We start from the raw sequence: 24,757 nt of genomic DNA, 5'->3' as shown, positions 1-24,757 counted from the left end.
TCCTAAGAGAATGCCATTTGGCACAGCCTTCACTGTTATCTTCTTATATATTTTAAAATAAAAATACCTGTATCGAAAATGAACACCGGGTGTACGCAGGCGCACTACACTACGGGTGCAGTGGCCCTTTACTTACTTCTTCGCCTGCTTTGTATACTGCTGCTATTTTCCGGGTATTCTTAATATCCTGTGCAGGGTTGGCGTCCAGGATGATCAGGTCGGCCGTTTTACCTTTTTCTATAGTGCCATAGTGCTGATCTATTTTCAGCGCAGCAGCTGCATTCTTAGTGGCAATGGTAATGGCCTGTAAGGGACTCAGGCCGGCCTGTACCAGCAGTTCCATTTCCAGGTGTTCGGAGAATCCCTGTGTGCGCACCGGTTGTGCGCCGGAGTCGGTACCCAGTGCTACGATGATGCCGGCATCCGCTATTCTCTTTACATTTTTCATCGCTGTTTCAAATGCATGGACATTCCGTTGGTAGGAGGGGGAGTTCTTTAACTTATCCTGGTAGGCAGGCGAAGTAATCATTTCATATACGCCTGGTTCCAGCGACGCTTTAAAGAAAGGATCATTGATCCACTCCGGCTTACGGGCATAGATATACGCATATTCATCCAGTGAAAGGGTGGGGATGTAAATGACTCCCTTGGCTTTCATCTGTTGTAGTAATGCTGCGTCAATTTCCTGGTCACGGATGCTGTGGGCAATGATGTCCAGCCCGCTGGCAACAAGACCTTTCGCATCTTCCAGATAGTAAAGATGTGAGGCCACAGGGATATGATGTGCATGGGCACGGGTGATGAGCGCCTTGTAAATAGCAGGGTCCATTTTAGGAGCAGAACCGCCAAAATCATCTACCCACATTTTTATTACCGTTGGCTTTACCAGCGCCACGCTATCCAGTTGTGTAGTAGCCTGTGCCACCGTAGCGGGGTGATATACATACTTCATCGGCGGACCTCCCTGTGTACCGGCAAATCCATAACCGGCTGAAAACAGGCGGGCGCCTGGCAGCAAGCCGTTTACAGAGGAGTCGCGTAACCCGGATGCAAACAGCATCGGCTGATCAGATCCCATCACGAGGATGTTGGTGATGCCATAGTCCGCGTACTTTTTCAGTTGTGATAATATGTTTTCGCGGGTATACGGATCGGTGCTGTTATCGTTGCCTTTCATCATGCCAATATGCACATGGCCGCTGGTGATAGCGGGCATAACGGTTTTGCCGGTGCCATCAATTATTGTGGCACCACCGGCTGGTAAATCCTTTCCGGTTGCAGCAATTTTTCCATCTTTGATGAATATATCTGTATGTTCCGTTGGTGCGCCACCGTTACCATCGATCAATGTCACGTTTTTAAACAGGATGGCTTTAACAGGTGGTGTTGGCTGAAAGGCAGCCAGCGGTAACAAAGCGAGGAGGAGTAACAGATAATTTTTCATATCGTTATGCTTTATGGAGAAATAAAGATAGGAAAATCTCTCTACCCCACTATCCCCATTATAAAACCAATCGCCTCTTCCGAATGCAATGCCGCCGTCGACTCCATCGTCATCCTCGCCGTTTCACCCGCTCTGGCGCGCATTTGTTTTTCATACGCGGCGATGGCAGCATGGACATCCGGGAAGTTTTCCCCGGTAAGAAATTGTCCTAATTCAAGGGCATCCAGCATCGCCATGTTTACGCCTTCGCCGGCATAGGGAGGCATCAGGTGTGCAGCATCGCCAAGCATAGTAAGGTTTGGTAATGCTTCCCAGGTTTGATCAAACGGCATGCAGTATTGCGGGCGTACTATAAAATTAGCATTGGCATTTTCAAACAGTTCCAGCCAGACGGGATCCCAGCCGGTAAAGGTGGCTTCAAACCAGGCCAGTACCTGTGTTTTATCTGAAAAATTGAGGCCACTGGTTTTATACCAGTTTTCAGCGGTGTTTATCCCGGTATAAAATACAAGGCTGCCGTCGCCTTTGGAACTTACGATTAAAGATTGCGCGTCACCCAGTGCAAATACTTTTCCTCCTTTTACCAGTGCATGGATGTTAGGGCAGGTGGTTGCTGCATCATATACGGCGCCTTCCACGATGGTAACGCCTGCATAAAAAGGCGGAATGGGCGTGATATATGGACGGATCTTTGAGTTGGCGCCGTCTGCTGCAATCACGATGTCGGCCGTGGCAGTGCTGCCATTTTTAAACATCAGCAGCCAGCCGTGGAGGTGTGGCGACATAGACACAAACTGGCTGTCCCATACAACGGTGTCGGGTTCCAGCGAATCCAGCAGTATTTCTTTGAGCGGACCACGGTCAATTTCGGGGCGCGACCTGTCCTCTCCGCCATTTTCATGGTCATCCAGGATAATGGCGGCGTGTTTGTCCACAATGCGTAGCCGGTCGGCGCCGGGGCGGTAGTTGGCCCTGAATGCTTCCGTCAGCCCCGCTTCTTCCAGTGCCTTTAATCCTGATTCCTCGTGGAGATCCAGTGTAGCGCCCTGTACCCGTGCTTCCCTGTTAATATCCCGCTCGTATACTTTTACGTCTGCATGGTTCATCTGCAGTATCCTGGCCAGTGTTAATCCACCCGGACCTCCGCCTACAATGGCTATTTTTTTGTGTTGAATGATGCTCATGTTGTTATTTAATTTATTTCAGCATTCCTTTGATCACTGCGTTGCAGCATTCCAGTATCACTTTTTCTGTGATGAGCTGTTTGGGTCTTTCTGTATAATCAAAATATTCATTTACCAGGTCCAGCAGCGGGGCAAATAATAGGGCGCGGAGAATATCGGGATGAAAATTCGGGATCACGCCTTGTTTTACCTGTCGCTTAAAAAACTGGTGGATGGGTTTAAAATACTGTCCCTGTTGTATGTTAGCCTGCTGGTATGCTTTATTCAGCAGGGGGGAGGTTTTCCCGTTTTGAAGCAATGCAAAATGCGTCCTGTTAAGGGTCAGGTACCGGAAGCTGTTTTGCCAGAGCTTTTTTACGCCGGTCGCAAAGTCCATACCCGCGTGAAAGTTTTCCAGCACGGCTTTTTCATACGTCTCCAGTACTTCTTCTATATAAAGTTTTACCAGGAGATCTTCTTTATCCCTATACTTTATATAAATCGTTCTGGGCGATATGTTGGCCGCTTTTGCCAGCTTCTGCATGGTGAGGTTTTCCAGTCCCTCTTCAGCAATGATCTGCAATGCAATGGTGCGGATGGCTTCCTCCTTCTCCAGGTTTTTAGGTCTCATGCAATAAATGTTACTGCAAAGTAAGTAAATGTTTGTTTACTTACGAAATCTTTCTTCCGGGAGATAATAAAAAAAGCTGTTCCGGAACATGCTTGTTCCGGAACAGCTTTGTCTTTCAGGTGCCACTATTAATTTTTTATTTCGCCGGGAATTACTTCCACTACCTGCTTCCTGCCACCCCGCAGTATGTCTACCGGGATCTTCCTGCCGATCTGTTTGTCGGATAATAGAAGATGCAGGTCATCAACTGAAGTAACCGGTTTATTGTCGAATGCAATAATGATATCGCCGATATGCAGTTCGCTGTTGTAGAAATTACCATCGGGAACGGTTTCAAACACGTATACACCCGTGTGGATACTGAGTTTGTTGGCGGCAATCATCCTGCTGCTCAGGTTTACCGGTTGTGCGGCAATACCCAGCTGCGCCCTGCGGATCTTCCCGTGCAGGATCAGCTGACCGGCAATCTGCGCTGCCAGGTTGGAAGAAATGGCAAAGCAAAGTCCCTGTGCGGAAGCGATAACTGCTGTATTCACGCCAATTACCTGCCCCAGGGAGTTGACCAGCGGTCCGCCGCTGTTGCCGGGGTTAAGGGCGGCATCGGTCTGGATCACATTGTCGATCAGCCGGCCATTGCTGGCCCGCAGCGTACGCCCCAATGCGCTCACCACACCAGCGGTAACGGTATATTGCAATCCCATCGGGTTACCAATGGCAATCGCAATCTGCCCTACCTGCAGCATGGAGGAGTCTGCCAGCGGCATCGCTTTCAACCCCGTTTCGTCGATCTTCAATACGGCAATATCCGTGGAAGGGTCGGCCCCCTTAATTTCTGCGTTTACGCGCCTGCCGTCAACAAACGACACCTTAATACTGTCGGCGTTTTCCACGACGTGGTTATTGGTAATAATAAAACCATCGGAAGAAATAATGAAGCCGGAACCAGTGCCTCCCTGCGTTCGCCTTTCCCGCGTTCGCTGGTCACTTACTTTTTTCTGTACTTCTATATGTACCACCGATTCGGCTACAGTACCCACTACGCCGGTAACGGTTTGAGAATAGGCATCCAATAAACTCTTATCGTCCGACACCTGTTGTGTGAGAAATGAAATTGAGTTATCCATAATGTACAGTCGGCTCAAATATATCTCCAGTTTATTCCGGATGCCGTTTTGACATTTGATGAACCGGCTTTATGCCATCTTTACTTTTTCTGCACTTGAAAATTATAATTATTTGGCTATTTTGACGGGGAATGTTTTTCATCTAATAAGGAACTATGCCACAGGCACAACTGGATGCCAATCCCAACCCGGTGCAGAACCCGGGTTACAAATTATAAATCATACCGCGGAGGGAAAGCGATTTCCCTCCGCTACTCAAACCATAATGTAATACAGTTGCCGATAGCATCAATCAGCTTCTTGTCTTTTACAAGATCCATTTTCCACCCGCTTTTCGCGCAACGTATAATGCCAATGGCTTCATCATTGAGCATCACTTCTGCTTCATAGCACACCCCTTTGGCACAGGTTTCCGATATAGGCACCGCTTCTCCTTTATAGCTTTTACCATTCAATTCAAATTCAATCGGGATCACCGTGCTCTCCAGCTGTGCCACAAATTTTTTCAGGAAGGCAATCAGGTGCTTTCGTTGTGTAGGTCCCGAAGTGCTCCATTTGCCTTTATCCGCACGCTTGTGCGCAATCTTGAATTTGAGGCCCGTCATGGTAGTGGCATAGTCGTTGGCATCAAGCTTCACCGCACTTTGATGGGCAAGGATATACCAGTGATACGCCGTACCCACCGGCACACCGGATCCTTCCGGTGCCTTTCCTGTTCTGCGCTTGGTAACAGCATAAGATATTTCCCAGAGATCGGGTGTGATCTTCGTTTCTTTCCAATCGCCCTGGTCATAGTGCCAGTGATGCCCCCGGCCTATCTGAACGCCTGTATATTGTTTATCGCCAAAGGTTTTGAATTTATCGAAAGAAGTGACCTTACTCTTTTTAGCGATGCTGCCTGTTTTTTTGGCTGCCGCTTTTTTGGGCGCTGCTTTCTTTGTGGCAGCAGTACGTGTACTTTTTCGTGTACTTGTTTTCGTGGTTTGCATAGTAGCCATTGTACTGAATTTATAAGTAACAAAAGTTGAGTATACATAAGAGGGCGTCCAAAAAACAAACCATGTTGTGCGCATGGCATAGCGTTTGGTTTTTACTTCATCTACCAAATACCAGCAGCTATGGCAAATCTTAACGGACACATGGTTTTTGAGGCCGCGGTGCACAGCAGTGAAGCACACGCCTTTTATAAAGAGGCCTTGCTGCACTTAGAGGAGAGTGGGGCGGAATTTATGCTGGGTGGCGCTTTTGCCATGTTTCATTATACCGGCATTTATCGCGATACCAAAGATCTTGATATCTTTTGTAAGTGGACTGAATACCCCAAAATATTGAAATACTTCGGCAAACTGGAAGGATACACAGTAGAATTAACTGATGTGCGTTGGCTGGCTAAAGTATTCAAGGGAGAATATTTTATAGATATCATTTTTGATACGGTCAATAACATTTGCCGGGTAGATGATACCTGGTATGAACACGCTGTGCCGGCCATTTTTGAAGGGGTGCCGGTAAAACTGATATCTCCTGAAGAACTGATCTGGTGCAAGATATACGTGCAGAACAGGGAGCGGTACGACGGCGCGGATGTTAACCACGTGATCCTGCGGCATAATCCACTCAACTGGAAGCGGATCTTATTCCGGCTGGATCAGCACTGGCATTTGTTACTGCAGCAGCTGATCAATTTTCAGTTTGTATACCCGGCAGATTTTCACCGCATCATTCCCCGCTGGCTTTTTGCCGAGTTAATGCAACGGGCGCTGGAACAGTATGAGCTGCCACCGCCAACAGAAAGGGTTTGCCGGGGACCTGTGATTGATCAGACACAATATGCCACTGATATAAAAGAATGGAATTATAAATCATCTACCATAAAAACGGTTTGATTATGGCAGCAGCTACACAACCAACGAGGATAGCAGCGGTAGGCGACCTGCATATAGGCGTCAACGACAAAGGGAAGTGGACGGATTATTTCAAAGCCATCTCCGCTAAGGCAGATGTATTGCTCATTGCGGGCGATCTGACCGATACCGGTGATGAATCAGAAGCACAGGTATTGGCCGGAGAACTGGCTGCCTGCACGATCCCCGTTGTAGCCGTATTAGGCAATCATGACTACGAGAAAGGGCGGCACAAACTGATCCGGCAAATCATCCAGGAAACCCACGATGTACATATCCTGGATGGCGAATGCACGATCATCAACGGGATAGGATTTGCCGGCGTAAAGGGTTTCGGCGGTGGATTCGATGGTCATATGCTCTCTATGTTCGGAGAAGATGAAATGAAAGCTTTCGTGCAAACGGGGGTGGATGAGGCTTTGCGGCTCGACAGGGCGCTGGCGCGGCTGGACCAGGAACATCCCGATATCCGGAAAATTGCACTGATGCATTATTCTCCTGTATTGGAAACGGTAGTGGGAGAATCACAGGAGATCTACCCATTCCTGGGCTGCTCCCGCCTGGCAGAACCCTTAACAAGACGTAAGGTAGTGGCGGCCTTCCATGGGCATGCCCATGTGGGGAAGCTCGAAGGCCAGATCAACGGCCTGAAAGTGTTTAATGTAGCGAAACCCATTCTGTCTGAGGCCGGTTATTCACCCGCCTTTTTTTTATATGAAGCATAGGTTTGTAGAGATATTTACAGGTATTGTGCATTTTATTCTATAGTGTATGAACGAACAATTTACCAGCTACAGTCAGCTGATCTTTGATAAACTGCATAACTGGTTTATTACCGCGGTTAAAATGACGCCCAATTTTATACTGGCGGTGATCATCTTTACGCTGTTTTTATTGCTGGCGCGTTTTACCCGTAAAATCACCTACCGGTTTTCGCAACGGTTGTCTGAAACACCCGCCATCTCCAACCTGGTATCCAGCTTATTCTATATCCTGTTTTTATTGCTGGGCTTATTTATTTCGCTGAATGTATTGCGGTTGGATAAAGCCGTTACCTCATTGCTGGCAGGCGCTGGTATTATCGGACTGGCACTTGGCTTTGCTTTCCAGGACCTGACCGCCAATTTTATTTCCGGTATTTTTATCACTTTCAAAAAGCCGTTTGAGGTAGGTCATATTATTGAAACCAACGGTTTTACCGGCAGGGTAGATGCCATCCAGCTAAGATCCACTACCATGATCACCGCAGATGGCCTGCATGTCATTATTCCGAATAAGGAAATTTTCCAGAAACCTATTATCAATCATTCACTCACACCACTGCGGCGCATTGCACTCACCTTCTCTATTCCATTGTCGGATAAACTGAAGGAGGCGGAAAAGATCATGACAGATATTGTAGTGCAGATGAAAGCCGTAGTGCCGGATAAACCCAAAACAGTTTGGTATAGCGGCATCGATGGAGGCGCGGTGAAAGTGATCCTGAGTTGCTGGGTGAGCAACGAATCGGATGATGCGTATGAACGCACTACCCATGAACTGATCACAAAGGTAACCACGTCGTTAAAAGCGGCAGGTTTGATGTAAAAAAGGACCGGCTGCTATGGCCGGTCCTGCTGGTTTTTACGGACGTACAATGGTTGTTCTTTCCTCATGCCCGCGGTGGCACCCGGGATCATTATTCCAATGACGTATAGCCATCCGGGTGAGCAGCACATTGGCCGCAATAAATAATACAATCACCAGTATGGAAGCTACTTTAGTGATAGTGCGAAGGGCCGGTTTTTTTGAAAATCCGCCAAAAACATAACCGATAATAAATACCATGCTGGCCGCAAACAGCACACGCAGCACAATAACAATTCCAAATCCCATAATCATTCTTTTTAAAGGTTATTTAATTTTACCCAGCAATTGCTGATCGTCTGTCCGGCCCCAGTGCGGGTACACATCTGTGCCGGGGTTGCCCAGCTTTTGCAGGCTTTCTGTAGCCAGTTTTTTTGCCTGTTCCTTGTCGCCGCCCCACATTTTCGGCGTATAGTATTTTACCCACGCCGCCACATACAATGCGCGTGGATTACCAGGGTCCAATGCCAGCGCTTTCTGAAGCATCTGTCCGGACAGTACGCCGTATTTACGGCCGTAGGTCATCGGATTGATGAACACCCTGGTACGGTATACCATACTTAGTACGGTGTATACTTCCGCCAGTTCTTTTTTCTGCTTAGTGCTGTCCAGCAAGGAGAGCGCTTTTTGCGCCATTGCTTCCCCGCGGTCGGCGAAGGGTTCTATCTTTTCGCCGTCGTCCTGCAAGAGGAAGCCGGTCTTTGCATTACACAGCGCCGCATAGTAGGGCGGCAGCCAGGCCGGTTGTTCGCTGATACCGGAAAATGTTTTCTCCAGCGCCGCATAATCTTTCACCGTTTGGGCCTGGTCCAGTTGGTTAACGGCTTGCTGTAATGCATTGGATTGCGCCATGCTGCTGTAGCCTGATACTAACATAAGGGTGCAGATAAATAACTTTTTCATGTTGATGTGTTTAGTGTTTTATAAATTATTATTAAGAAAGTCGTCGGTACGGTCTATACCGAAACTCATAAATACGCCGATGAAATAACCACGTGTAGCCGGCAGCGTTACCGGCTCCCTGAATTGCCCGTTTGCACTGTATTGATAACCGAACACCTGTTTGGTTCCAAAGAGGTTGTTAACCCCCATCGCAAAGCCGGAGAAGTCTTTCCACTTCCGGTTTTTAAAGAAGGAGCAGAGGTAAGCCACGTGCAGGTTGGCGATGTTATATGCCTTAGTGGTGCCCTGGTCCGTAATACCGTGGGTACTGATATTATAGTAGGGCCGTCCTGCTGCCAGCGCCCAGGAAACATTCACGTTGGTGCTGATCTCCCGGAAAAACTTTTTAACAGCCACCGTGGTGGTATGCGGCGCCGTGAAGGAAGGCCGGAGGGCATAAGGATAATCAAGATAGTTACGTTTGGTATCCAGGTAGGTATACGTTATCCAATAGTCCAGGTCTTTGATACTTTTTTTATCCCGCCAGAAAAGTTCAACTCCCTGCGCATAGCCGTTCCCGTTATTGCTCAATGCGGGTATTATTTTAACCAGGTTGCGGTATTTTTTATAATACAACTCTGCCCGGAAGAAACGGTTGTTGGCTTTTTGGGTGTAGTTCAGCACATAGTGGGTAGCGCTGGAAAAATTGAGATCACGGAACTGGTAAAGAAATTCGTTGGCCGGCTCCTGGTAAAAGATGCCATAGGCCAGGTTAAACTGGCTGGCATCAGGGAGGCGGTAAGCAAGGCTTATCCTGGGCGCTGCCACCAGCTTGCGGAGCACGGTAGCATATTCCATGCGTACACCGGCTTTGGCGGCGAGGTTGGGGGCGAGGTAAATATCGCCTTCGGCAAAAGCGGCCGACAGGTGATCCGTTAAGGCAATAGCGCTGTCGTTGGAGAAGCCTTTATCGCAGGTATAAAAATGTTCAGCGCCAAAGCGCAGCGCTTGTCCTTTGGAAAAGAAGCGGGTGAATACAACCCTGGCCTGCGCAAAATCAGTGCGGATGGTGTGGCTGCCTGTTTTATAAGGGAGAGATGAAACAGCGGTATTACCTTTTGCATCCGTGAGGCTGTTGGCCGTAGCTTCGCGGTTGTAGTTGTACACGGCGCCGAGGTCCATCTTCCAGTTGTTGTCCAGGTAGCTGCGGAAGCTGAGATTATTGTAGCTGTTCCAGCCGCGCACCTGGTACCCTGCATTGAGCACGGCACTGTCGATGTCTGGTTTGCGCATACCCACATTACTGCAGCTCCAGTTGCTGTACAGTTTGAGCATACCTGTTTTGCCGGTACGTATCCTGAAGTTGAAGTTGCCATCTGCATATGCCGGTCCTGCGAAATAATCAGGTACCTGCGGCACTACGCTGTTGTACAGCGATTGATTGCTGTAATTCAGGTTCACGCCATAACTGCTTTTATTATCCTGGGCCAGGTGCTGGAAACCGGCGCCCAGGTTGGCGGGGAATACGCTGAAGCTGGCGGACGTTTTTTCCGGCAGGTCGGTGCTTTCCATAATGAGCGCGCTGCTCATGGCGGAGCCGTATAAAGCGGAGTATCCTCCTGAGCTGAACAGGATGCCTTTGAACAGGAAGGGGTTGATGCGGGCATACTGCGGCACGCCGGGAACAGCGGGGTAGTTGGGTGTTTTGAGCAGGGTACCGTCGATGAACTGCCGCGTTTCATCACCGGTGCCACCGCGCACAAAAAGTCCTGATTGTTCACCGATCTGCTGGGCGCCGGGCAGGGAGCGCAGCGCCTGTGCAATATCAGCATTACTGCCGGCCACCGTTACGGCGTCGATAGGGGTGAGCGAGGCGCCTTTGGCGCGGTCGCTGGCTTCAAAGCTGCCGGCGCTTACTACTACTTCCTGCAGGGGACGTTTACTTTTTATAGTGGTGTCCTGTTTGCTCTGCGCGTAGGCGGCAAAGGGAAGGAGTGCGATGAAAAATAACCCTGTTTTCATGACGGTTAGTATTATAACCGCAAAGCTACCGGGATGAGTGACTGTTATTTTGGAGAGTAGACGGGAAGGGAAAGTGTAGCGACAAAACAGGAACGGTTCAGGATTGCAGCATCCGGGTGACGTTCTCTTTATAGAATTCACTCACCGGTATTTCAATATTGCCGATGCATACGAGGTCGCGTTTCACTGTAGTGATTTTCTTCACGGCCACAAGGTAGGATTTATGCGTGCGGATAAAAGCGCCGGCAGGAAGTTTTTCCTCCATCGCTTTCATGGTCATGCGGGTGAGCACGGGTTTGGCCGTACCGGACAGGTGGATCTTGATATAATCTTTTAATCCTTCTATATAGGTAATGTCGGCAGTGAGGATCTTTACCTGGGTATATTCCACGTTTACAAAAAAGGAATGGTCTTCTGCAATCGCCGGCCTTTTCAGGCGGAACAACTCACTGGCACGGTTACACGCTTTCAGAAAACGTTCAAAGGAGAATGGTTTAAGCAGGTAGTCTACTACCTGGAGGTTAAATCCTTGCAGTGCGTATTCTTCATAGGCGGTAACAAGAATCACCATGGGAGGTTGCTGCAGCGATTGCAATAGCTGCAGGCCATTCAGCCGGGGCATTTGTATGTCCAGGAAAATAAGGTCAATGGGCTCCTGCTGTAATACCTCCAGTGCTTCCATGGCATTGCGGCAGGTTTTTACCAGTTGCAGGAAGGGCACCTGCCGGATATTATCTTCCAGCAATTCCCTTACCAGTTGTTCATCATCTACGGCTATACAACGTATCATGTGAGCTTCAGTGTTAGGGTAATATGAAACAGCGGTGGTTCGTCCCTGATCTGCAACTGATGCCGTCGGGGGTACAGCAGTTGCAGTCTTGTTTTTACATTTGCCAAACCAATACCAGAGTTTTCGTCTTTGCTGGCATTGGGATCGTTATCGTATTCATTCAGTACTTCAAAGATAAGTACATCTTCTTTCATGGCCAGCTGTATATCAATAGCAGGATGCGACGTATAGCCGGTACCGTGCTTGAAAGCGTTTTCCACAAATGGAATCAGCAGCATGGGTTCTATGGTGTAGTTGCCGGCAGCCTGACTGGCGGCCATTTTCACGTTAATGGCCACTTCGTTGCCGAAGCGCAGCTTTTGCAGGGCAATGTAACTGTTGAGGTACAGGATCTCCTCGGAAAGCAGCACTTTTTTTCCGGTATCATACAGCATATAACGCATCAGGTCGGATAGCATGAGAAGCGCCGGTTCCAGCTGGTCGGATTTTTTCCTGGCCAGCGATACCAGGTTGGTTAGCACATTAAACAGGAAATGCGGACTCACCTGTGAACGCAGGAATTTCAGTTCCGAACTGAGTTGCTCCGCCTGTTGCTCCTTCTGCCGTCTTTCTGCGCGCAGCATATCCGTTACACGGCAGTATACCAGGCTGATAAAATATACCGCCACCGACGGGCCGAACACAAATTTATACGCTGCCAGGTCCCGCGCAACATCCGGGAACCAATGCGCCATGATCGTATATTTTAATGGGAACGACAGTCCTATCAGCAGTATAACCGCAGGAAAATAAAGCCACCAATACCGCCTGTTCCACAGCCTGGGATACAGCACCAGGGCATGGATATAAAAGATGGCCATATGGATAATACCGGAAAGGGTAAAGAACAAGCCAGGCAAGCTGCCTATCCGGTAGCCATTCGCTGCACTGGAAACGATATAGGGCAACAACAGTATTACGCTCCATATCACTATATGCAGCGCGATCGTAATTTTTTTCAGGGAGATATTTTTTTTCATCTGCTGTCCGGATAAAGCTACTGATTTTTATAAAGCTAGCCGCATTAACGGCGTTCATTAAGGAAGAATAGACGTCCGGGGTAAATGTGCAGACAACACCGGCAGGCAGCGCGACAGGGAAGTATTTATCATATTCAGAGAAAATACCATTATTATAGCTGAATGCATTGATTAATTTTGATGGCCATTAAGATCTAAATTTCCTGTTATGATAAAACGCGGTATCGGGATGCTCATTTTGCTGATGAGCGCCTCCCTGGTTTTTGCCCAGCAATATGAAGCTAACTGGAATTCCCTCAACAAGCGGGGCATTCCTGCCTGGTTCAGCAATGCCAAGTTCGGCATCTTTATTCACTGGGGTGTGTATGCAGTGCCGTCTTATGCCGTGGTAGGCCCCGGTGGTTATTCCGAATGGTACTGGTATAATCTGAGAGGCAGTAAAGAAGGTTCCCATCAGCAGGTACAGGCTTTTCATGATAAGAATTACGGAAAGGATGCACCTTATGAAAATTTTGAAAGCCAGTTCACCGCTTCGCTGTATAACCCGCAGCAGTGGGCCTCAATATTCCGCCGCTCCGGCGCTAAATACGTAGTGCTTACTTCCAAGCATCATGAAGGCTATTGCCTGTGGGACAACAAACAGGCAAACGAATCCTGGGGGCATTCCTGGAACGCTGTTACGGGAACGCCTAAACGCGATTTGCTGGGCGATCTCACGGACGCTGTGCGCAAGGAAGGGCTGAAGATGGGCTACTATTATTCCCTGTACGAATGGTTTAACCCGCTCTGGTTAAAAGATAAACAACGGTATGTAAAGGAAGTAATGACGCCGCAGTTCAAAGACCTGGTTACCCGTTACAAACCTTCTGTTATATTTTCGGATGGAGAATGGGAACTGACCGATACGGCCTGGCAAAGCCCCTCGCTGCTGGCCTGGCTGTTTAATGAATCGCCGGTAAAAAATGAAGTAGTGGTGGATGACCGCTGGGGCAGTAATACCCGTGGTAAAAACAACGGCGCTACCTATCTTACTTCTGAGTATGGCAGCGGCATGCAGCCCGGCGTTATCTGGGAAGAGAGCCAGGGTATCGGGCAATCGTATGGCTATAACCGTATGGAAACCGCGGACGACTACAAGAAAAGCGCGGACCTGGTACTGATGCTGGTAGATATCGTATCCCGGGGTGGTAACCTCCTGCTGGACATCGGACCCACTGCAGATGGCCGTATTCCCGTGATCATGCAGCAAAAGCTGCTGGACATCGGCAAATGGCTGGAAGTAAACGGGGAGGCCATCTACGACTCCAAACCCTGGAAGGTAAGCCAGCAGTGGAGCACCGGTAAACGCCCCGAAACGAAGGAAGCCAGCTATATGTCTGGTTACAACATTTCACAGCTGGTGAAAAAATCAGATCAGCATGCCAACGTGGAATTGTTCTTCACCCAGAAGCCGGGCGCTTTGTATTGCTTTGTGCCCTCTTACCGTCAGCAGGTGGTGATCCGCGATTATACGCCGGCAAAAGGCGCTGTGGCCACTGTGCTTGGCAGCACCAAAGCCATCAGGTGGCAGCAGAAGGGAAAGGACTGCCTGGTAGACCTCTCGGGGCTCCGCCCCGGCGATGTGCCGGATGGCCTGCTGGTAGTGAAAATGAAAGGATAATATTAATAACATACGGAATAACAAAGAGAAGGCGCCCTGCCTTCTCTTTGTTATTTTTACCATTGCCGTAGTTTTATTAAAAAATAATTTTAAAAAGTATATTTTTAAAGGAACAGAAAATCACTTTCTTTCCGATGCTCCTGAAATTCAGTTATGGGTTGATAGTTTCCACGTTATTACTATCCTGCACCTCGAAAAACACTGCTCACCGCACCTGGCAGGTATACGGCGGCAGTAAGGAAAACATTCACTACAGCGCCTTAACGGAATTGGATACCAGCAATGTATCACAATTAAAGATCGCCTGGGCATACCGTACCGGCGACACCGCAGAACGTACGCAGATCCAGGTGAACCCCATAGTGGTGGGAGAACGGCTGTACGGTGTTTCCCCACAGCTGAAACTATTTGCCGTGCAAGCAGCTACAGGAAAGTTGTACTGGACATTTGACCCTGTAAAGGCCAGCGAAAAGAACGCTTTCCAGTTTAATCCCTGCAGGGGCATTACCTATTATGAAAACGGGGGCAAAGAACAACGCATTTTTTATACGGCCGGCGGCCGGCTGTATTGTATAGATGCCCAAAGCGGCGTGCCTGTTAAGGCCTTTGGCGACAGCGGGTATGTGGATCTTCACCGCGATATGGGCCGTAACATGGATCAACTGGATATCACATCCACCACACCGGGCATCATCTATAAAAACCTGCTGATCGTAGGCACCCGCGTGGGAGAAGCCGCTGGCGCAGCTCCGGGCTACATCCGCGCTTACGATGTGCACAACGGCCGGTTGAAATGGATTTTCCATACCATCCCGCAACCGGGAGAAGAAGGCTATGATTCGTGGAACGACAAAGACGCCTGGCAACATACCGGCGGGGCCAACTCCTGGGCAGGATTCAGTCTGGATGAAGAGAAAGGCATCGTGTATGCACCGGTGGGATCTGCCACAGATGATTTTTACGGCGGCAAAAGACCCGGCAACAACCTTTTCGCCAATTGCGTGCTGGCACTGGATGCAGCCACTGGCAAAAGGATCTGGCATTTTCAAACAGTGCATCACGACCTGTGGGACAGGGACCTGCCTACGGCGCCCATGCTGATAACCGTGAAAAAAGACGGGCAGCAGGTGGAAGCAGTGGTACAGGTGACGAAAACGGGATTCATTTTCCTGCTGGACCGTCGCACCGGCCAGCCGCTATACCCCGTAACGGAAACGCCTATACCGGCCGATACCACCTTACCCGGGGAATGGGCATCGCCCACGCAGCCCATGCCCACCTTTTTTAAACCATTTGTGCGGCAGTCGCTGTCGGAGAAGGACCTGAACACCCTGGTGCCGGATTCGTCCTATGCCGATATCAAAGCGCGGCTGGCATCCTATAAAACCGGCCACATTTTCCTGTCGCCCTCCAGGCAAGGCACCGTGATCTTTCCTGGCTTTGATGGCGGCGCCGAATGGGGCGGCCCGGCAGCAGATCCTGAAACGGGTATCCTGTATGTAAACGCCAGCGAAATGCCCTGGGTGCTCACCATGGTGGAAGCAAAAGACGAGCATCCTTCCGCTACCGAAACACAACTCCAGGCAGGGAAACGGTTGTATACCGCCAATTGTATGTCGTGCCACGGACCGGAGCGCAAAGGGGGCGGTAACTTTCCATCTCTCTTAAATATCCAGGCAAAATATACGGAAACGGCGTTGATGCAACTGGTTAATACCGGCCGTAGAATGATGCCGGCATTCAAACAGCTGGACAGCAGCGAGAAAAAAGCGCTGGCCGTCTTTTTACTGGATGTAAAGTCGAAACAACAACAACCGTTTACTGCATCGCGGAAAAACGTAGACGCATATACGAATTTACCTTACCGCACCACCGGCTATAATAAATTTTTAACGAAAGAAGGATACCCGGCCGTAATGCCGCCCTGGGGCACACTGAGCGCCATTGACCTTAACACGGGAAAAGTGCTGTGGAAAGACACCCTGGGCGATTACCCCGAACTGAAAGCAAAAGGCATTCACAGTGGTACGGAAAATTACGGAGGACCAGTGGTAACCGCCGGCGGCCTGCTGTTCATTGCCGCTACGGCCGACAGCAAGTTCAGGGCTTTTAATAAAAGAACAGGTCAGCTGCTGTGGGAAACCGACCTGCCCGCCTGCGGCTTTGCCACACCTGCGGTGTACGAAGTGGAAGGAAAACAATTTGTGGTGATCGCCTGCGGTGGCGGTAAGCTGGGAAAGAAATCAGGAGATACTTACCTGGCATTTGCCCTTTAACAGTCATCATTCAACATTCAAAATATCTTTTACTATGAGTATTTCAAGAAGAAATTTCCTGTTGAAAGGGAGCCTGGCGATCGCCGGCACTGCATTGCTGTCAAATGATCTGCTGGCAGCCACGGTACGTAAGCCCGTGCTGGGCATACAGCTATATTCTATCCGTGATGATATGAAGAAAGACCCGTTGGGTACGCTCAAACAACTGGCCGCCATGGGATACAAAAATGTGGAACATGCAGGGTACAGCCAGCGGAAATTTTATGGCTATTCCGCCAAAGAGTTTAAAAAACTCCTGGATGATCTCGGCCTGCTGATGCCAAGCGGACATACCGTAATGGGCAAACAGCATTGGGATGCAGCAAAAAATGATTTCACCGACGAATGGAAATATACCGTGGAAGATGCCGCCATCGTAGGACAGCACTATGTGATCAGCCCTTGGCTGGATGAAAGCCTCCGTAAAAATTACGACGACTTTAAAGCCTATATGGACGTATTCAATAAAAGCGGCGCTTTGTGTAAAAAATCAGGTATGAAGTTCGGCTACCATAACCATGATTTTGAATTCAGCCAGCAGCTGAACGGGCAAAAGATCTTCGACCTCATCCTGCAAAACACGGATCCTTCCCTGGTGGCGCAACAGCTGGATATCGGCAATATGTACCATGCCGGGGGTATAGCACTGGATATTATTAAGCAATACCCTGGCCGCTTTGAGCTAATGCACGTCAAAGATGAAATTAAAACAGACAAGGGAGAAATGGGCGGTAAATATGAAAGCACCGTATTGGGCAAGGGTATTATACCGGTGAAAGAAGTGATTGATCTCGGTAAAAAATCCGGTGGTACCAAACACTTTATTATTGAGCAGGAGTCCTACCAGGGACAGGCGCCACTGGATGCCGTGCGCGACGACCTGGCCGTAATGAAAAAGTGGGGCTACTAGCTGCTACCCATCTCCACTAAAATATAATCACTATAATCAGCGTAATCAGTGAGAAAGACAAAATTCGCGTATGTTATGAAGATGAAAATGATGCCCATCACCGCTGCACTGCTACTGTTCGCCGGTATGTGCTTTGGACAAACACCCCGTGTTTTTAAAACATGGACGCCAGCCACCACCGACAGTGTATACGCACTGGGAAGGACAAGGATGGAAAACCGGGCTAAAAAACTATTACGACCGCCTGCCCGCAATATCCGAAAAAGAAGTGCGGCCGCCGGTATGGAACTTGTCGAACAACAGTGCAGGGCTCAGTCTCCGCTTCAGAACAGATGCCGATGAAATAGTGATAAAGTATACCGTTTCCGGCCCCGCAGCCATGCCGCACATGGCGGCCACCGGCGTAAGCGGGGTAGACCTCTACGCCAAAAGCATAGATGGAGAGTGGATGTGGTGCGCCGGGAAATACAACTTCCGCGATACCATCGTATACCGGTTCACCCGCCTGAAGAAATACGATCACCATGTAAAAAATATCGATTACACACTTTATCTCCCGCTGTATAATTCTGTAAAATGGTTATCTGTAGATGTACCGGAAGAAAGTATATTCAAGCCGCTGCCGGTCCGGAAAGCGGCGCCCATTGTGGTATACGGCACCTCCATTGCCCAGGGCGCCTGCGCATCACGGCCGGGTATGGCCTGGACTAACCTCCTTTCCCGGCAGCTGGAAACGCCCGTAATCAATCTCGCGTTCTCCGGCAACGGCCGCCTGGAGAAGGAAGTACTCGACCGGGTAGCCGAACTGGATGCCCGTCTCTTTGTGCTGGATTGCCTGCCTAATCTCACCGGCGCCCAATACGCCGGTGCGGAACTGAAAAAACGTATAACCTACGCCGTTACATTTTTGCAGAAGCAACGGCCCGGTACGCCTATCCTGCTCACGGAACATGACGGGTACACCGACGGTGAAATGGATTCCACCCGCAAAGCTACGTATACGCAGGTGAACATCACCCTGCGGGAAGTAAGAGACTCCCTGCTGAAAGCCGGCGTTAAAAATATCAGCCTGCTCACAAAAGAAGAAATAGGCCAGGACATTGAAAGCATGGTAGATGGCACCCATCCCAACGATATTGGGATGATGCACTACGCCAACGCCTATGCGAAAAAGATCCGTGAAATTTTTCACGACGAAACCGGCAGCACAGTTACCACCACGCCCATTACGCAACGCCGCGATGCCGCCAACTACGACTGGGAAACCAGGCATGAGGAGGTGATGGCCTGGAATAAAGCACACCAGCCGAAAGTAGTGTTTATGGGCAACTCCATTACGCATTTCTGGGGCGGCAACCCCGTGGCGAAAGTGCGCCGGGGAACCAGCTCATGGGATAAATACTTTGAGCCTAAACAGGCCGTGAATATGGGCTTTGGCTGGGACCGGGTAGAAAATGTATTGTGGCGCGTACAACACGGCGAACTGGATGGCATTACTCCCCGCTATATTGTACTGATGATTGGCACCAACAACCTGCAGGTAAATACCGATGAAGAAATTGCCGGTGGCATTAAGTACCTGCTGCAACAAATACAGGCCAAACAGGGCGCCGCTAAAATCATACTGATGGGCATTCTGCCCCGCCGCAATATGGAAAGCCGGGTAGCACGCATCAATCAGTTGATCATAAAGCGCGCCGTAAGCAGGAATATTCAATATGTGGATGCCGGGAAATTGTTCCTTCAACCAGGCGGAAAAATTGAAGAACAATTGTTTAGCGACGGCCTTCATCCCAATGAAACGGGCTATGAAAAATTAGGCGCCCTGATTAACAGATATTTAAAAGTGGAGAACAATTAACATTTAACGGCAAGTAATAAAAATTGACGGCCGGTTATTATTTCCTACATTAGATGAATATAACCGGCATTTCATGGTGGTCTCATCAGAATAAAGATAGAGGTTGACATAAATATTTTGCATGAGCACTCATTATCATCAGGAACCACATTTTATTATTGCCATAGGCGCCTCTGCAGGTGGTTTGGAAGAATTGCAGTCTTTTTTTGATCATACTCCGCTGGCGCAAGCCTCTTACGTGATTATACAACATCTTTCTGCCGATTATAAAAGCAGGATGGCAGAAATACTGTCCCGGCACAGTCAGCTAAAGGTCACAGAGGCAGCCAATAATATGCTGGTAGAGCCTAACCAGGTGTACCTGATCCCCAGTCAGCAATGCATGACCATACAGGATGGCCGCCTGTTGCTGAAAGACAAGAATAGCAGTTCAGCTCCCCACAAAACGATCAATACCTTTTTCAACTCACTCGCATTAGACAGCGAATATCAGATCATAGCCGTCATACTTTCAGGCTCCGGTGATGATGGCAGTGAAGGAATCGTGAATATCAGCAGGGCAGGCGGATTAATTATAGTGCAGGATCCGGATACTGCACAGTATAGCAGTATGCCTTTGGAGGCAATTGCCACCGGTGCGGCAGATCATATACTGGCCCCGGCAGATATGCCAATCGTGATCACCCGGTATGTAAACAAGGCGAAGAGAAGTATTTTGCCCCCTGCAGCGCAGGCAATGGAAGATAAAAGTGTGATCGCTATTATTGACCTTATCAGGGAGCGTTTGCCTTTTGATTTTTCAGAATATAAGCCCACTACCATTCTGCGGCGTATCAGGCGACGTATGGTATATCTCGCTTTAGATGATGTGGCAGCTTATTATCAATACCTGCTGGCACACCCCGGCGAAGTGGAAACACTGGCCCAGAGCTTTATGATCAGTGTATCCGCTTTCTTCAGGAATCCGGAGGCATTTGAAGTAATGGCTGAAACTGTGCTGCCGGAAATTGTACAGCGGAAAAAGGAAGAGGAAGAAATAAAAATCTGGATAGCAGGATGTGCCACCGGGGAAGAAGCCTATACCATGGCGATCCTGTTACATGAACACTTGGAAAAATCCGGTAAGAATATTCCCGTAAAAGTATTTGCCACTGATATAGATAAGCCTGCACTGGAGTTCGCCGGTAAAGGTTTGTATGGAGAACATATCCGGAATGAGTTGTCAGCAGAAAGACTGGAGCGGTATTTTAGCCGGGAAGGTAATGGCTACCGCATCAAACAACAGATCCGCAAAATGCTGATCTTCGCACAGCATAATGTTGTAAAGAATCCGCCCTACTGTAACATGGATCTGATCAGTTGCCGCAATCTGCTCATTTACATGAATATATCCCTGCAGAAGAAGGCGCTTTCAATGCTGCATTTCGGGCTTAATCAGAAAGGATACCTGTTCCTCGGTTCCAGTGAAAATCCTGGAATGTTACTGTCCTATCTCACAGAAATTAGTAAGAAATGGAAAATATACCGTAACCAGGAATCGGCCAGGTCTGTAAGGTTCGATATTTTTACACCTGTGATGATAGCGGATAGTAGTATGGCGCCTTTGATTCCATCAAAAAAAACCGGTAGTGCCGGTAAGAGAAGCATTATGTTGGAAGAGGTAAATGAAATGTTGCTGGAAGAAGTAAATGTTGCAGGGATATGCGTGGACCAGGATAACCAGGTCGTTAAATATTTGGGCAAGGTAGAGCACTTCCTGTTGCAGCAGATCTTCAGTTTCGACCTGGTAGAGCTGCTGCCAAAATCGCTGGGGGTAGTATATGTAACAGCTGCCCGGCAAGCCAGGAAGGAAAATGAGCGGGTAGTTGTAAGTGGTATCCCGGTGGCAGATTACAACCCGGCAAAGATTGTTAACCTTACGATCCGTCCGCTTCACGCAAGGGAAGGCGAGCGTTCCCTCTTGCTGGTGCTTTTCAGCGAAAACAATGACGAACAAAAGAAGGGCGTACAGCCTTTTGACGTACAAACGTATCTCAATGCAGGCCTGCAAAGCCTGGAAGAAGAATTAAAAGATACCCGCGAACGGTTGCAGGATGTCACGGAGAAGCTGGAAGCCTCCAATGAAAATATGCAGTCGTTCAACGAGGAACTGGTTTCTGCCAACGAAGAAATGCAAAGTGCCAATGAAGAAATGCAGTCGGTAAATGAAGAGTTGCAAACGATTAACACCGACTACCAGCTGAAAATAAAGGAACTCATTGTGCTGAACGATGATATGGATAATTATTTCAGGAGTAACCTCAACGGGCAATTGTTTGTAGACAATAACCTGAAGCTGAAAAAAGTTTTCCCCTGCCGCCATAAAACATGTCAATCTTCAGGAAGGCGATATCGGCAGACCTATCCAGAATATTACCGTCAACTTTAAAAATAATTCCCTGGAAGATGACCTCCGGCTGGTCATTAAAAATGGTACAGTACTGTCGAAGGTAGTGGAATCACTGAACGGTAACTGGTATCAGATGATGATAATGCCCTATATCCGGCAACTGGACCAGGCACAGGATGGCGCCATTGTTTCGTTTAACGATATTACCCTGCTAAATAAAGCCCAGCTGGAATTACATCGTTCCAACCTGAGCCTGCAACGGATCAATGATGACCTGGACAATTTTGTATACTCAGCTTCCCATGATTTGTTAGGACCACTTACAAATATAGAAGGCTTGATGAAATTGTTGGGAGAGAAACTGGATATGCAGGACAAAGAAACTGTCAGGTATACAGATATGATCCAGTCTTCTATTGTCAAGTTTAAAGAAAACCTGCGGGAGCTGGCGGAAGTAGGAAAGATTGAAAGCGAATCACTCAAGGAAGTACAGGAAGTTGATATTAACGCCATACTGGATGACGTGCTTGTTAGTATACAGGACAAAGTACGGGCTGCCAGGGTCTTAATTACTAGGAACCTGGAAGAAAGCCATCTGGTGTTTTCCAGGAAGAACCTTCGTAGCATTATTTACAATCTTCTCACCAATGCCCTTAAATTCCGGTCGCCGGACCGGCTGCTGCAAATTCAAATCAATACCCGTAAGGAAAACGGATTCCTGTTGCTGGAAGTAAAAGACAATGGTATCGGGATAGAACAGGATAAACTCAATACTGTCTTCAATATGTATAAGCGCCTGCATCCGGAAATGGAAGGGTTAGGCATCGGCTTGTTCCTTGTCCGGAAAATTGTGGATGCTTCCGGCGGGATGACGGAGGTGGACAGCAAGTTACACAAAGGAAGCACCTTTAAAATCTTCTTCAATTCTAAATAAGGTGATCGGAGCGAATTTTGTCTTTCTCGCTGATTACGCTGATTTTGCTGATTAGTTTGATTTTTACTTTTGGATTTTATAAAGGATTAAGGGAGATATAAGCGGATATATTCGCTCTTATCTCCCTTAATTATTATTAAAAAATCAAAGAAATCTAAAAAAAATCCAAAAGTAAAAATCAAACTAATCAGCAAAATCAGCGTAATCAGCGAGAAAGACAAAATTCGCTCTAATCACGCGCTCTCACTCTTCCCTTCGAGCCAGTTTTTGAATTCAGAAACCCTTTCACGGCTAATAATAACATCAGTATCAACATCGGGCGCTAATTGAAGAATTAACCTGCTATTGTAATAAGTGGTGATCTTTTTAATGGCATCTATCTGGATAATAAACTGCCGGTTGATGCGAAAAAACTGGTGCTTGTCCAGCAACTGTTCAATCTGGTCAAGGGAGTAATCCAGCGGCACCCGCTGATTGGTGACGGTGGTGGCCCAGGTGGCGCCCCGTGCAAACTGCAGCCAGGCAATGTCTTTTGCTTTTACATAGATCAGCTGGTTGTTGATCCTGCCGATAAAACGGGCGCTGTCGCGGCGCAGGAATTCTTCTGCAATCCTGCTGATGTCTACGGTATAGTTATTGGCTGGCCTGAACTGCTCGTATTTTTTCAGTGCATTCTTTAAATCGTCAAGGTCAATAGGTTTTAACAGGTAATCGATACTGTTTACCTTGAAAGCCTGTAAGGCAAAGCCATCATATGCGGTGGTGAAAATGATAGGCGTGCGTACTTTTGTTTTGCTGAATATTTCAAAGCAGTTGCCGTCGGACAGCTGGATATCCATCAGCATCAGGTCTACCGGCTGCTGTTGTTCCAACCAGCGGATGCCTTCTTCCACGGAAGTAATAACGGCAGCGATCTCTATCGCGGCATTACACTTGTGCAGCAACTGGGTAAGCCGCTCGGCATTATGCATTTCATCTTCAAAAATAACGATTCTCATGAGCCACTGATAATGGGTAGTTTTACAATAAACATCTCTGCTGTTTCACTGATTTCAATATTGCTGTTGCTGATCAGCGCATATCTTTTCTGAATATTTTCGAGTCCTATGCCGGAAGATATTTCCGGGTGAACTTTTGGCCGCTTGTGATTGGACACGACCAGGAAATGGCCGTCACTTTTAATGGTGATCAGCAGTGGATCCTGCGCGGAAAACCGGTTATGCTTGATGGCGTTTTCAATCAGCATTTGCAGGGTTACCGGGGGAATCATGCCTTTGGTCTTTATCTTGTCAGGAATGTCAGCGCTAAACTGTATGCTTTGCTGGTGGCGGATCTGGATCAGGAAAAGATAGGCGTCAAGAAAATCCAGTTCTGTTTGCACCGGCACCAGGTTTTCAAATTTTTTATCAAGAATATACCGGTATGTTTTTGCCAGCTGTGTAATATAATCAGCAGAGAGGTCCGCGCTTTTATATACCAGGTTGGTCAGCACGCTGAGCGAATTAAAAAAGAAGTGCGGGTCTATCTGGTTACGTAACGCATCATATCTCGCCTGGATGTTTTCCCGCATCAGTCTTTCTGTTTGCAGCTGGTATTCCTTCCAGCCGGAATAGTAAAAGATGATACCGTTAAATGCCAGTATCAGCAGGTAAAACATAAACGTGCCGAAGTTGAGGTCGTAGCTGAAATGCCGGAAGCTATCCCATGCTTCATAGCGGTTAAATAGCAGGATGTCGGTCACTGAATAGAAGAAGCCAAACAGGAAGGCTACCAGCATACCGTACACCACGAGGACCGCCGACAGGAACACCAGTTTGCCGGAAGTATGTTTGTTCACCGTTTTTCTTTCTGTGGTGCGGGCCAGCCAGGTGGCGCCTTCCCAGGCAATAAGACCAAAAATTACATAGAACAGGCTGAACATCTGCCCCCTGTAATCCAGTATCCGTAAACCTTTCACGAAGGTATGGTCAAAGGATTTGAAGATGATGCTGAAGGTATACAGTATCAGTATCCTGGAAAGATACAGGAATAGTTTACTGGAGAACAATTTTTCATTTTCCTGGAAGTTCATCTGATGGGTTGT

At 48.2% G+C, this 24,757-nt stretch carries 21 protein-coding genes; 9 read left to right on the top strand and 12 right to left on the bottom strand.

Annotated features, from left to right (window positions below):
• Positions 1-109: 109 nt before the first annotated feature.
• The 5 genes from QFZ48_RS30880 to QFZ48_RS30860 form a co-directional block, all read right to left on the bottom strand.
• Positions 110-1,444, bottom strand: coding sequence for an amidohydrolase family protein (locus QFZ48_RS30880; protein WP_429046859.1), 1,335 nt, complete (start codon positions 1,442-1,444; stop codon positions 110-112).
• Positions 1,445-1,485: 41 nt separating this feature from the next.
• Positions 1,486-2,628, bottom strand: coding sequence for an FAD-dependent oxidoreductase (locus tag QFZ48_RS30875; RefSeq protein ID WP_429065309.1), 1,143 nt, complete (start codon positions 2,626-2,628; stop codon positions 1,486-1,488).
• A 13-nt stretch (positions 2,629-2,641) separates the two neighbouring features.
• Positions 2,642-3,238, bottom strand: a complete 597-nt coding sequence (locus QFZ48_RS30870) for a TetR/AcrR family transcriptional regulator (protein WP_429065307.1) — start codon at positions 3,236-3,238, stop codon at positions 2,642-2,644.
• 128 nt (positions 3,239-3,366) lie between these two features.
• Positions 3,367-4,362 (bottom strand): S1C family serine protease, encoded by a 996-nt coding sequence (locus QFZ48_RS30865; RefSeq protein WP_429046863.1) that lies wholly within the window; start codon positions 4,360-4,362, stop codon positions 3,367-3,369.
• 251 nt (positions 4,363-4,613) lie between these two features.
• Complete coding sequence (locus QFZ48_RS30860) at positions 4,614-5,360, bottom strand: hypothetical protein (protein ID WP_429046865.1); 747 nt, start codon at positions 5,358-5,360, stop codon at positions 4,614-4,616.
• 120 nt (positions 5,361-5,480) lie between these two features.
• Between QFZ48_RS30860 and QFZ48_RS30855 the strand changes: the two genes are divergently transcribed.
• The 3 genes from QFZ48_RS30855 to QFZ48_RS30845 are packed head-to-tail and all read left to right on the top strand — an operon-like array spanning position 5,481 to position 7,853.
• Complete coding sequence (locus tag QFZ48_RS30855) at positions 5,481-6,248, top strand: nucleotidyltransferase (RefSeq protein WP_429046867.1); 768 nt, start codon at positions 5,481-5,483, stop codon at positions 6,246-6,248.
• A gap of 2 nt (positions 6,249-6,250) precedes the next feature.
• Positions 6,251-6,991 carry a metallophosphoesterase family protein gene (locus QFZ48_RS30850; RefSeq protein WP_429065306.1) on the top strand — a complete coding sequence of 247 codons (741 nt, stop codon included), beginning with the start codon at positions 6,251-6,253 and terminating at the stop codon, positions 6,989-6,991.
• A gap of 46 nt (positions 6,992-7,037) precedes the next feature.
• Positions 7,038-7,853 carry a mechanosensitive ion channel family protein gene (locus QFZ48_RS30845; RefSeq protein ID WP_429046869.1) on the top strand — a complete coding sequence of 272 codons (816 nt, stop codon included), beginning with the start codon at positions 7,038-7,040 and terminating at the stop codon, positions 7,851-7,853.
• 36 nt (positions 7,854-7,889) lie between these two features.
• Here the strand turns inward: QFZ48_RS30845 and QFZ48_RS30840 are convergent, their stop codons facing one another.
• From QFZ48_RS30840 to QFZ48_RS30820, 5 genes are all read right to left on the bottom strand, one after another.
• A complete protein-coding gene (locus QFZ48_RS30840) occupies positions 7,890-8,141 on the bottom strand; it encodes a hypothetical protein (protein ID WP_429046870.1) in 252 nt (83 codons plus the stop codon).
• 18 nt (positions 8,142-8,159) lie between these two features.
• Entirely contained in the window at positions 8,160-8,795 is a 636-nt protein-coding gene (locus QFZ48_RS30835) for a hypothetical protein (RefSeq protein WP_429046871.1), read from the bottom strand.
• An 18-nt stretch (positions 8,796-8,813) separates the two neighbouring features.
• A complete protein-coding gene (locus tag QFZ48_RS30830; protein WP_429065304.1) occupies positions 8,814-10,796 on the bottom strand; it encodes a TonB-dependent receptor plug domain-containing protein in 1,983 nt (660 codons plus the stop codon).
• 97 nt (positions 10,797-10,893) lie between these two features.
• A complete protein-coding gene (locus QFZ48_RS30825) occupies positions 10,894-11,586 on the bottom strand; it encodes a LytR/AlgR family response regulator transcription factor (RefSeq protein WP_429046873.1) in 693 nt (230 codons plus the stop codon).
• The gene (locus tag QFZ48_RS30820) at positions 11,583-12,605 is read right to left on the bottom strand and encodes a sensor histidine kinase (protein ID WP_429065303.1); all 1,023 of its coding nucleotides are present in this window, start codon (positions 12,603-12,605) and stop codon (positions 11,583-11,585) included. The genes QFZ48_RS30825 and QFZ48_RS30820 overlap by 4 nt, the downstream gene beginning before the upstream one ends.
• Positions 12,606-12,813: 208 nt before the next feature.
• Here QFZ48_RS30820 and QFZ48_RS30815 point away from each other — a divergent pair, with 208 nt between their 5' ends.
• The 6 genes from QFZ48_RS30815 to QFZ48_RS30790 all read left to right on the top strand — a co-directional run bounded on the left by QFZ48_RS30815 (position 12,814) and on the right by QFZ48_RS30790 (position 22,674).
• Complete coding sequence (locus QFZ48_RS30815) at positions 12,814-14,265, top strand: alpha-L-fucosidase (RefSeq protein ID WP_429065302.1); 1,452 nt, start codon at positions 12,814-12,816, stop codon at positions 14,263-14,265.
• Positions 14,266-14,399: 134 nt separating this feature from the next.
• Positions 14,400-16,541, top strand: coding sequence for a PQQ-binding-like beta-propeller repeat protein (locus QFZ48_RS30810; RefSeq protein WP_429065300.1), 2,142 nt, complete (start codon positions 14,400-14,402; stop codon positions 16,539-16,541).
• A gap of 34 nt (positions 16,542-16,575) precedes the next feature.
• Positions 16,576-17,490: a sugar phosphate isomerase/epimerase family protein gene (locus tag QFZ48_RS30805; protein ID WP_429046879.1), complete on the top strand. Its 915-nt coding sequence runs from the start codon at positions 16,576-16,578 to the stop codon at positions 17,488-17,490.
• 148 nt (positions 17,491-17,638) lie between these two features.
• On the top strand, positions 17,639-19,351 hold the full coding sequence (locus QFZ48_RS30800; RefSeq protein WP_429065298.1) for an SGNH/GDSL hydrolase family protein: 1,713 nt from the start codon (positions 17,639-17,641) through the stop codon (positions 19,349-19,351).
• Between the two features lie 121 nt (positions 19,352-19,472).
• Complete coding sequence (locus QFZ48_RS30795) at positions 19,473-21,779, top strand: chemotaxis protein CheB (RefSeq protein WP_429065296.1); 2,307 nt, start codon at positions 19,473-19,475, stop codon at positions 21,777-21,779.
• A complete protein-coding gene (locus tag QFZ48_RS30790) occupies positions 21,712-22,674 on the top strand; it encodes an ATP-binding protein (protein ID WP_429065580.1) in 963 nt (320 codons plus the stop codon). Before QFZ48_RS30795 ends, QFZ48_RS30790 begins: the two co-directional genes overlap by 68 nt.
• Positions 22,675-22,907: 233 nt before the next feature.
• Here QFZ48_RS30790 and QFZ48_RS30785 read toward each other — a convergent pair whose 3' ends face one another.
• Together QFZ48_RS30785 and QFZ48_RS30780 are read right to left on the bottom strand one after the other, a co-directional pair.
• On the bottom strand, positions 22,908-23,672 hold the full coding sequence (locus QFZ48_RS30785) for a LytR/AlgR family response regulator transcription factor (protein ID WP_370911512.1): 765 nt from the start codon (positions 23,670-23,672) through the stop codon (positions 22,908-22,910).
• On the bottom strand, positions 23,669-24,745 hold the full coding sequence (locus QFZ48_RS30780) for a sensor histidine kinase (protein WP_429046886.1): 1,077 nt from the start codon (positions 24,743-24,745) through the stop codon (positions 23,669-23,671). The genes QFZ48_RS30785 and QFZ48_RS30780 overlap by 4 nt, the downstream gene beginning before the upstream one ends.
• Positions 24,746-24,757 lie beyond the last annotated feature (12 nt).

Source organism: Chitinophaga sp. W2I13 (genome assembly GCF_050434005.1).
Classification (GTDB): domain Bacteria; phylum Bacteroidota; class Bacteroidia; order Chitinophagales; family Chitinophagaceae; genus Chitinophaga.
Note: the sequence above shows the minus strand (reverse complement) of the source record. Positions and strands in the feature narration are given on the sequence as shown.

Bases quoted from the DNA above. Each gene is read 5' to 3' on its own strand.
- QFZ48_RS30880 (WP_429046859.1), bottom strand. From the start codon at position 1,444: ATGAAAAATTATCTGTTACTCCTCCTCGCTTTGTTACCGCTGGCTGCC.
- QFZ48_RS30875 (WP_429065309.1), bottom strand. From the start codon at position 2,628: ATGAGCATCATTCAACACAAAAAAATAGCCATTGTAGGCGGAGGTCCG.
- QFZ48_RS30870 (WP_429065307.1), bottom strand. From the start codon at position 3,238: ATGAGACCTAAAAACCTGGAGAAGGAGGAAGCCATCCGCACCATTGCA.
- QFZ48_RS30865 (WP_429046863.1), bottom strand. From the start codon at position 4,362: ATGGATAACTCAATTTCATTTCTCACACAACAGGTGTCGGACGATAAG.
- QFZ48_RS30860 (WP_429046865.1), bottom strand. From the start codon at position 5,360: ATGGCTACTATGCAAACCACGAAAACAAGTACACGAAAAAGTACACGT.
- QFZ48_RS30855 (WP_429046867.1), top strand. From the start codon at position 5,481: ATGGCAAATCTTAACGGACACATGGTTTTTGAGGCCGCGGTGCACAGC.
- QFZ48_RS30850 (WP_429065306.1), top strand. From the start codon at position 6,251: ATGGCAGCAGCTACACAACCAACGAGGATAGCAGCGGTAGGCGACCTG.
- QFZ48_RS30845 (WP_429046869.1), top strand. From the start codon at position 7,038: ATGAACGAACAATTTACCAGCTACAGTCAGCTGATCTTTGATAAACTG.
- QFZ48_RS30840 (WP_429046870.1), bottom strand. From the start codon at position 8,141: ATGGGATTTGGAATTGTTATTGTGCTGCGTGTGCTGTTTGCGGCCAGC.
- QFZ48_RS30835 (WP_429046871.1), bottom strand. From the start codon at position 8,795: ATGAAAAAGTTATTTATCTGCACCCTTATGTTAGTATCAGGCTACAGC.
- QFZ48_RS30830 (WP_429065304.1), bottom strand. From the start codon at position 10,796: ATGAAAACAGGGTTATTTTTCATCGCACTCCTTCCCTTTGCCGCCTAC.
- QFZ48_RS30825 (WP_429046873.1), bottom strand. From the start codon at position 11,586: ATGATACGTTGTATAGCCGTAGATGATGAACAACTGGTAAGGGAATTG.
- QFZ48_RS30820 (WP_429065303.1), bottom strand. From the start codon at position 12,605: ATGAAAAAAAATATCTCCCTGAAAAAAATTACGATCGCGCTGCATATA.
- QFZ48_RS30815 (WP_429065302.1), top strand. From the start codon at position 12,814: ATGATAAAACGCGGTATCGGGATGCTCATTTTGCTGATGAGCGCCTCC.
- QFZ48_RS30810 (WP_429065300.1), top strand. From the start codon at position 14,400: ATGCTCCTGAAATTCAGTTATGGGTTGATAGTTTCCACGTTATTACTA.
- QFZ48_RS30805 (WP_429046879.1), top strand. From the start codon at position 16,576: ATGAGTATTTCAAGAAGAAATTTCCTGTTGAAAGGGAGCCTGGCGATC.
- QFZ48_RS30795 (WP_429065296.1), top strand. From the start codon at position 19,473: ATGAGCACTCATTATCATCAGGAACCACATTTTATTATTGCCATAGGC.
- QFZ48_RS30785 (WP_370911512.1), bottom strand. From the start codon at position 23,672: ATGAGAATCGTTATTTTTGAAGATGAAATGCATAATGCCGAGCGGCTT.
- QFZ48_RS30780 (WP_429046886.1), bottom strand. From the start codon at position 24,745: ATGAACTTCCAGGAAAATGAAAAATTGTTCTCCAGTAAACTATTCCTG.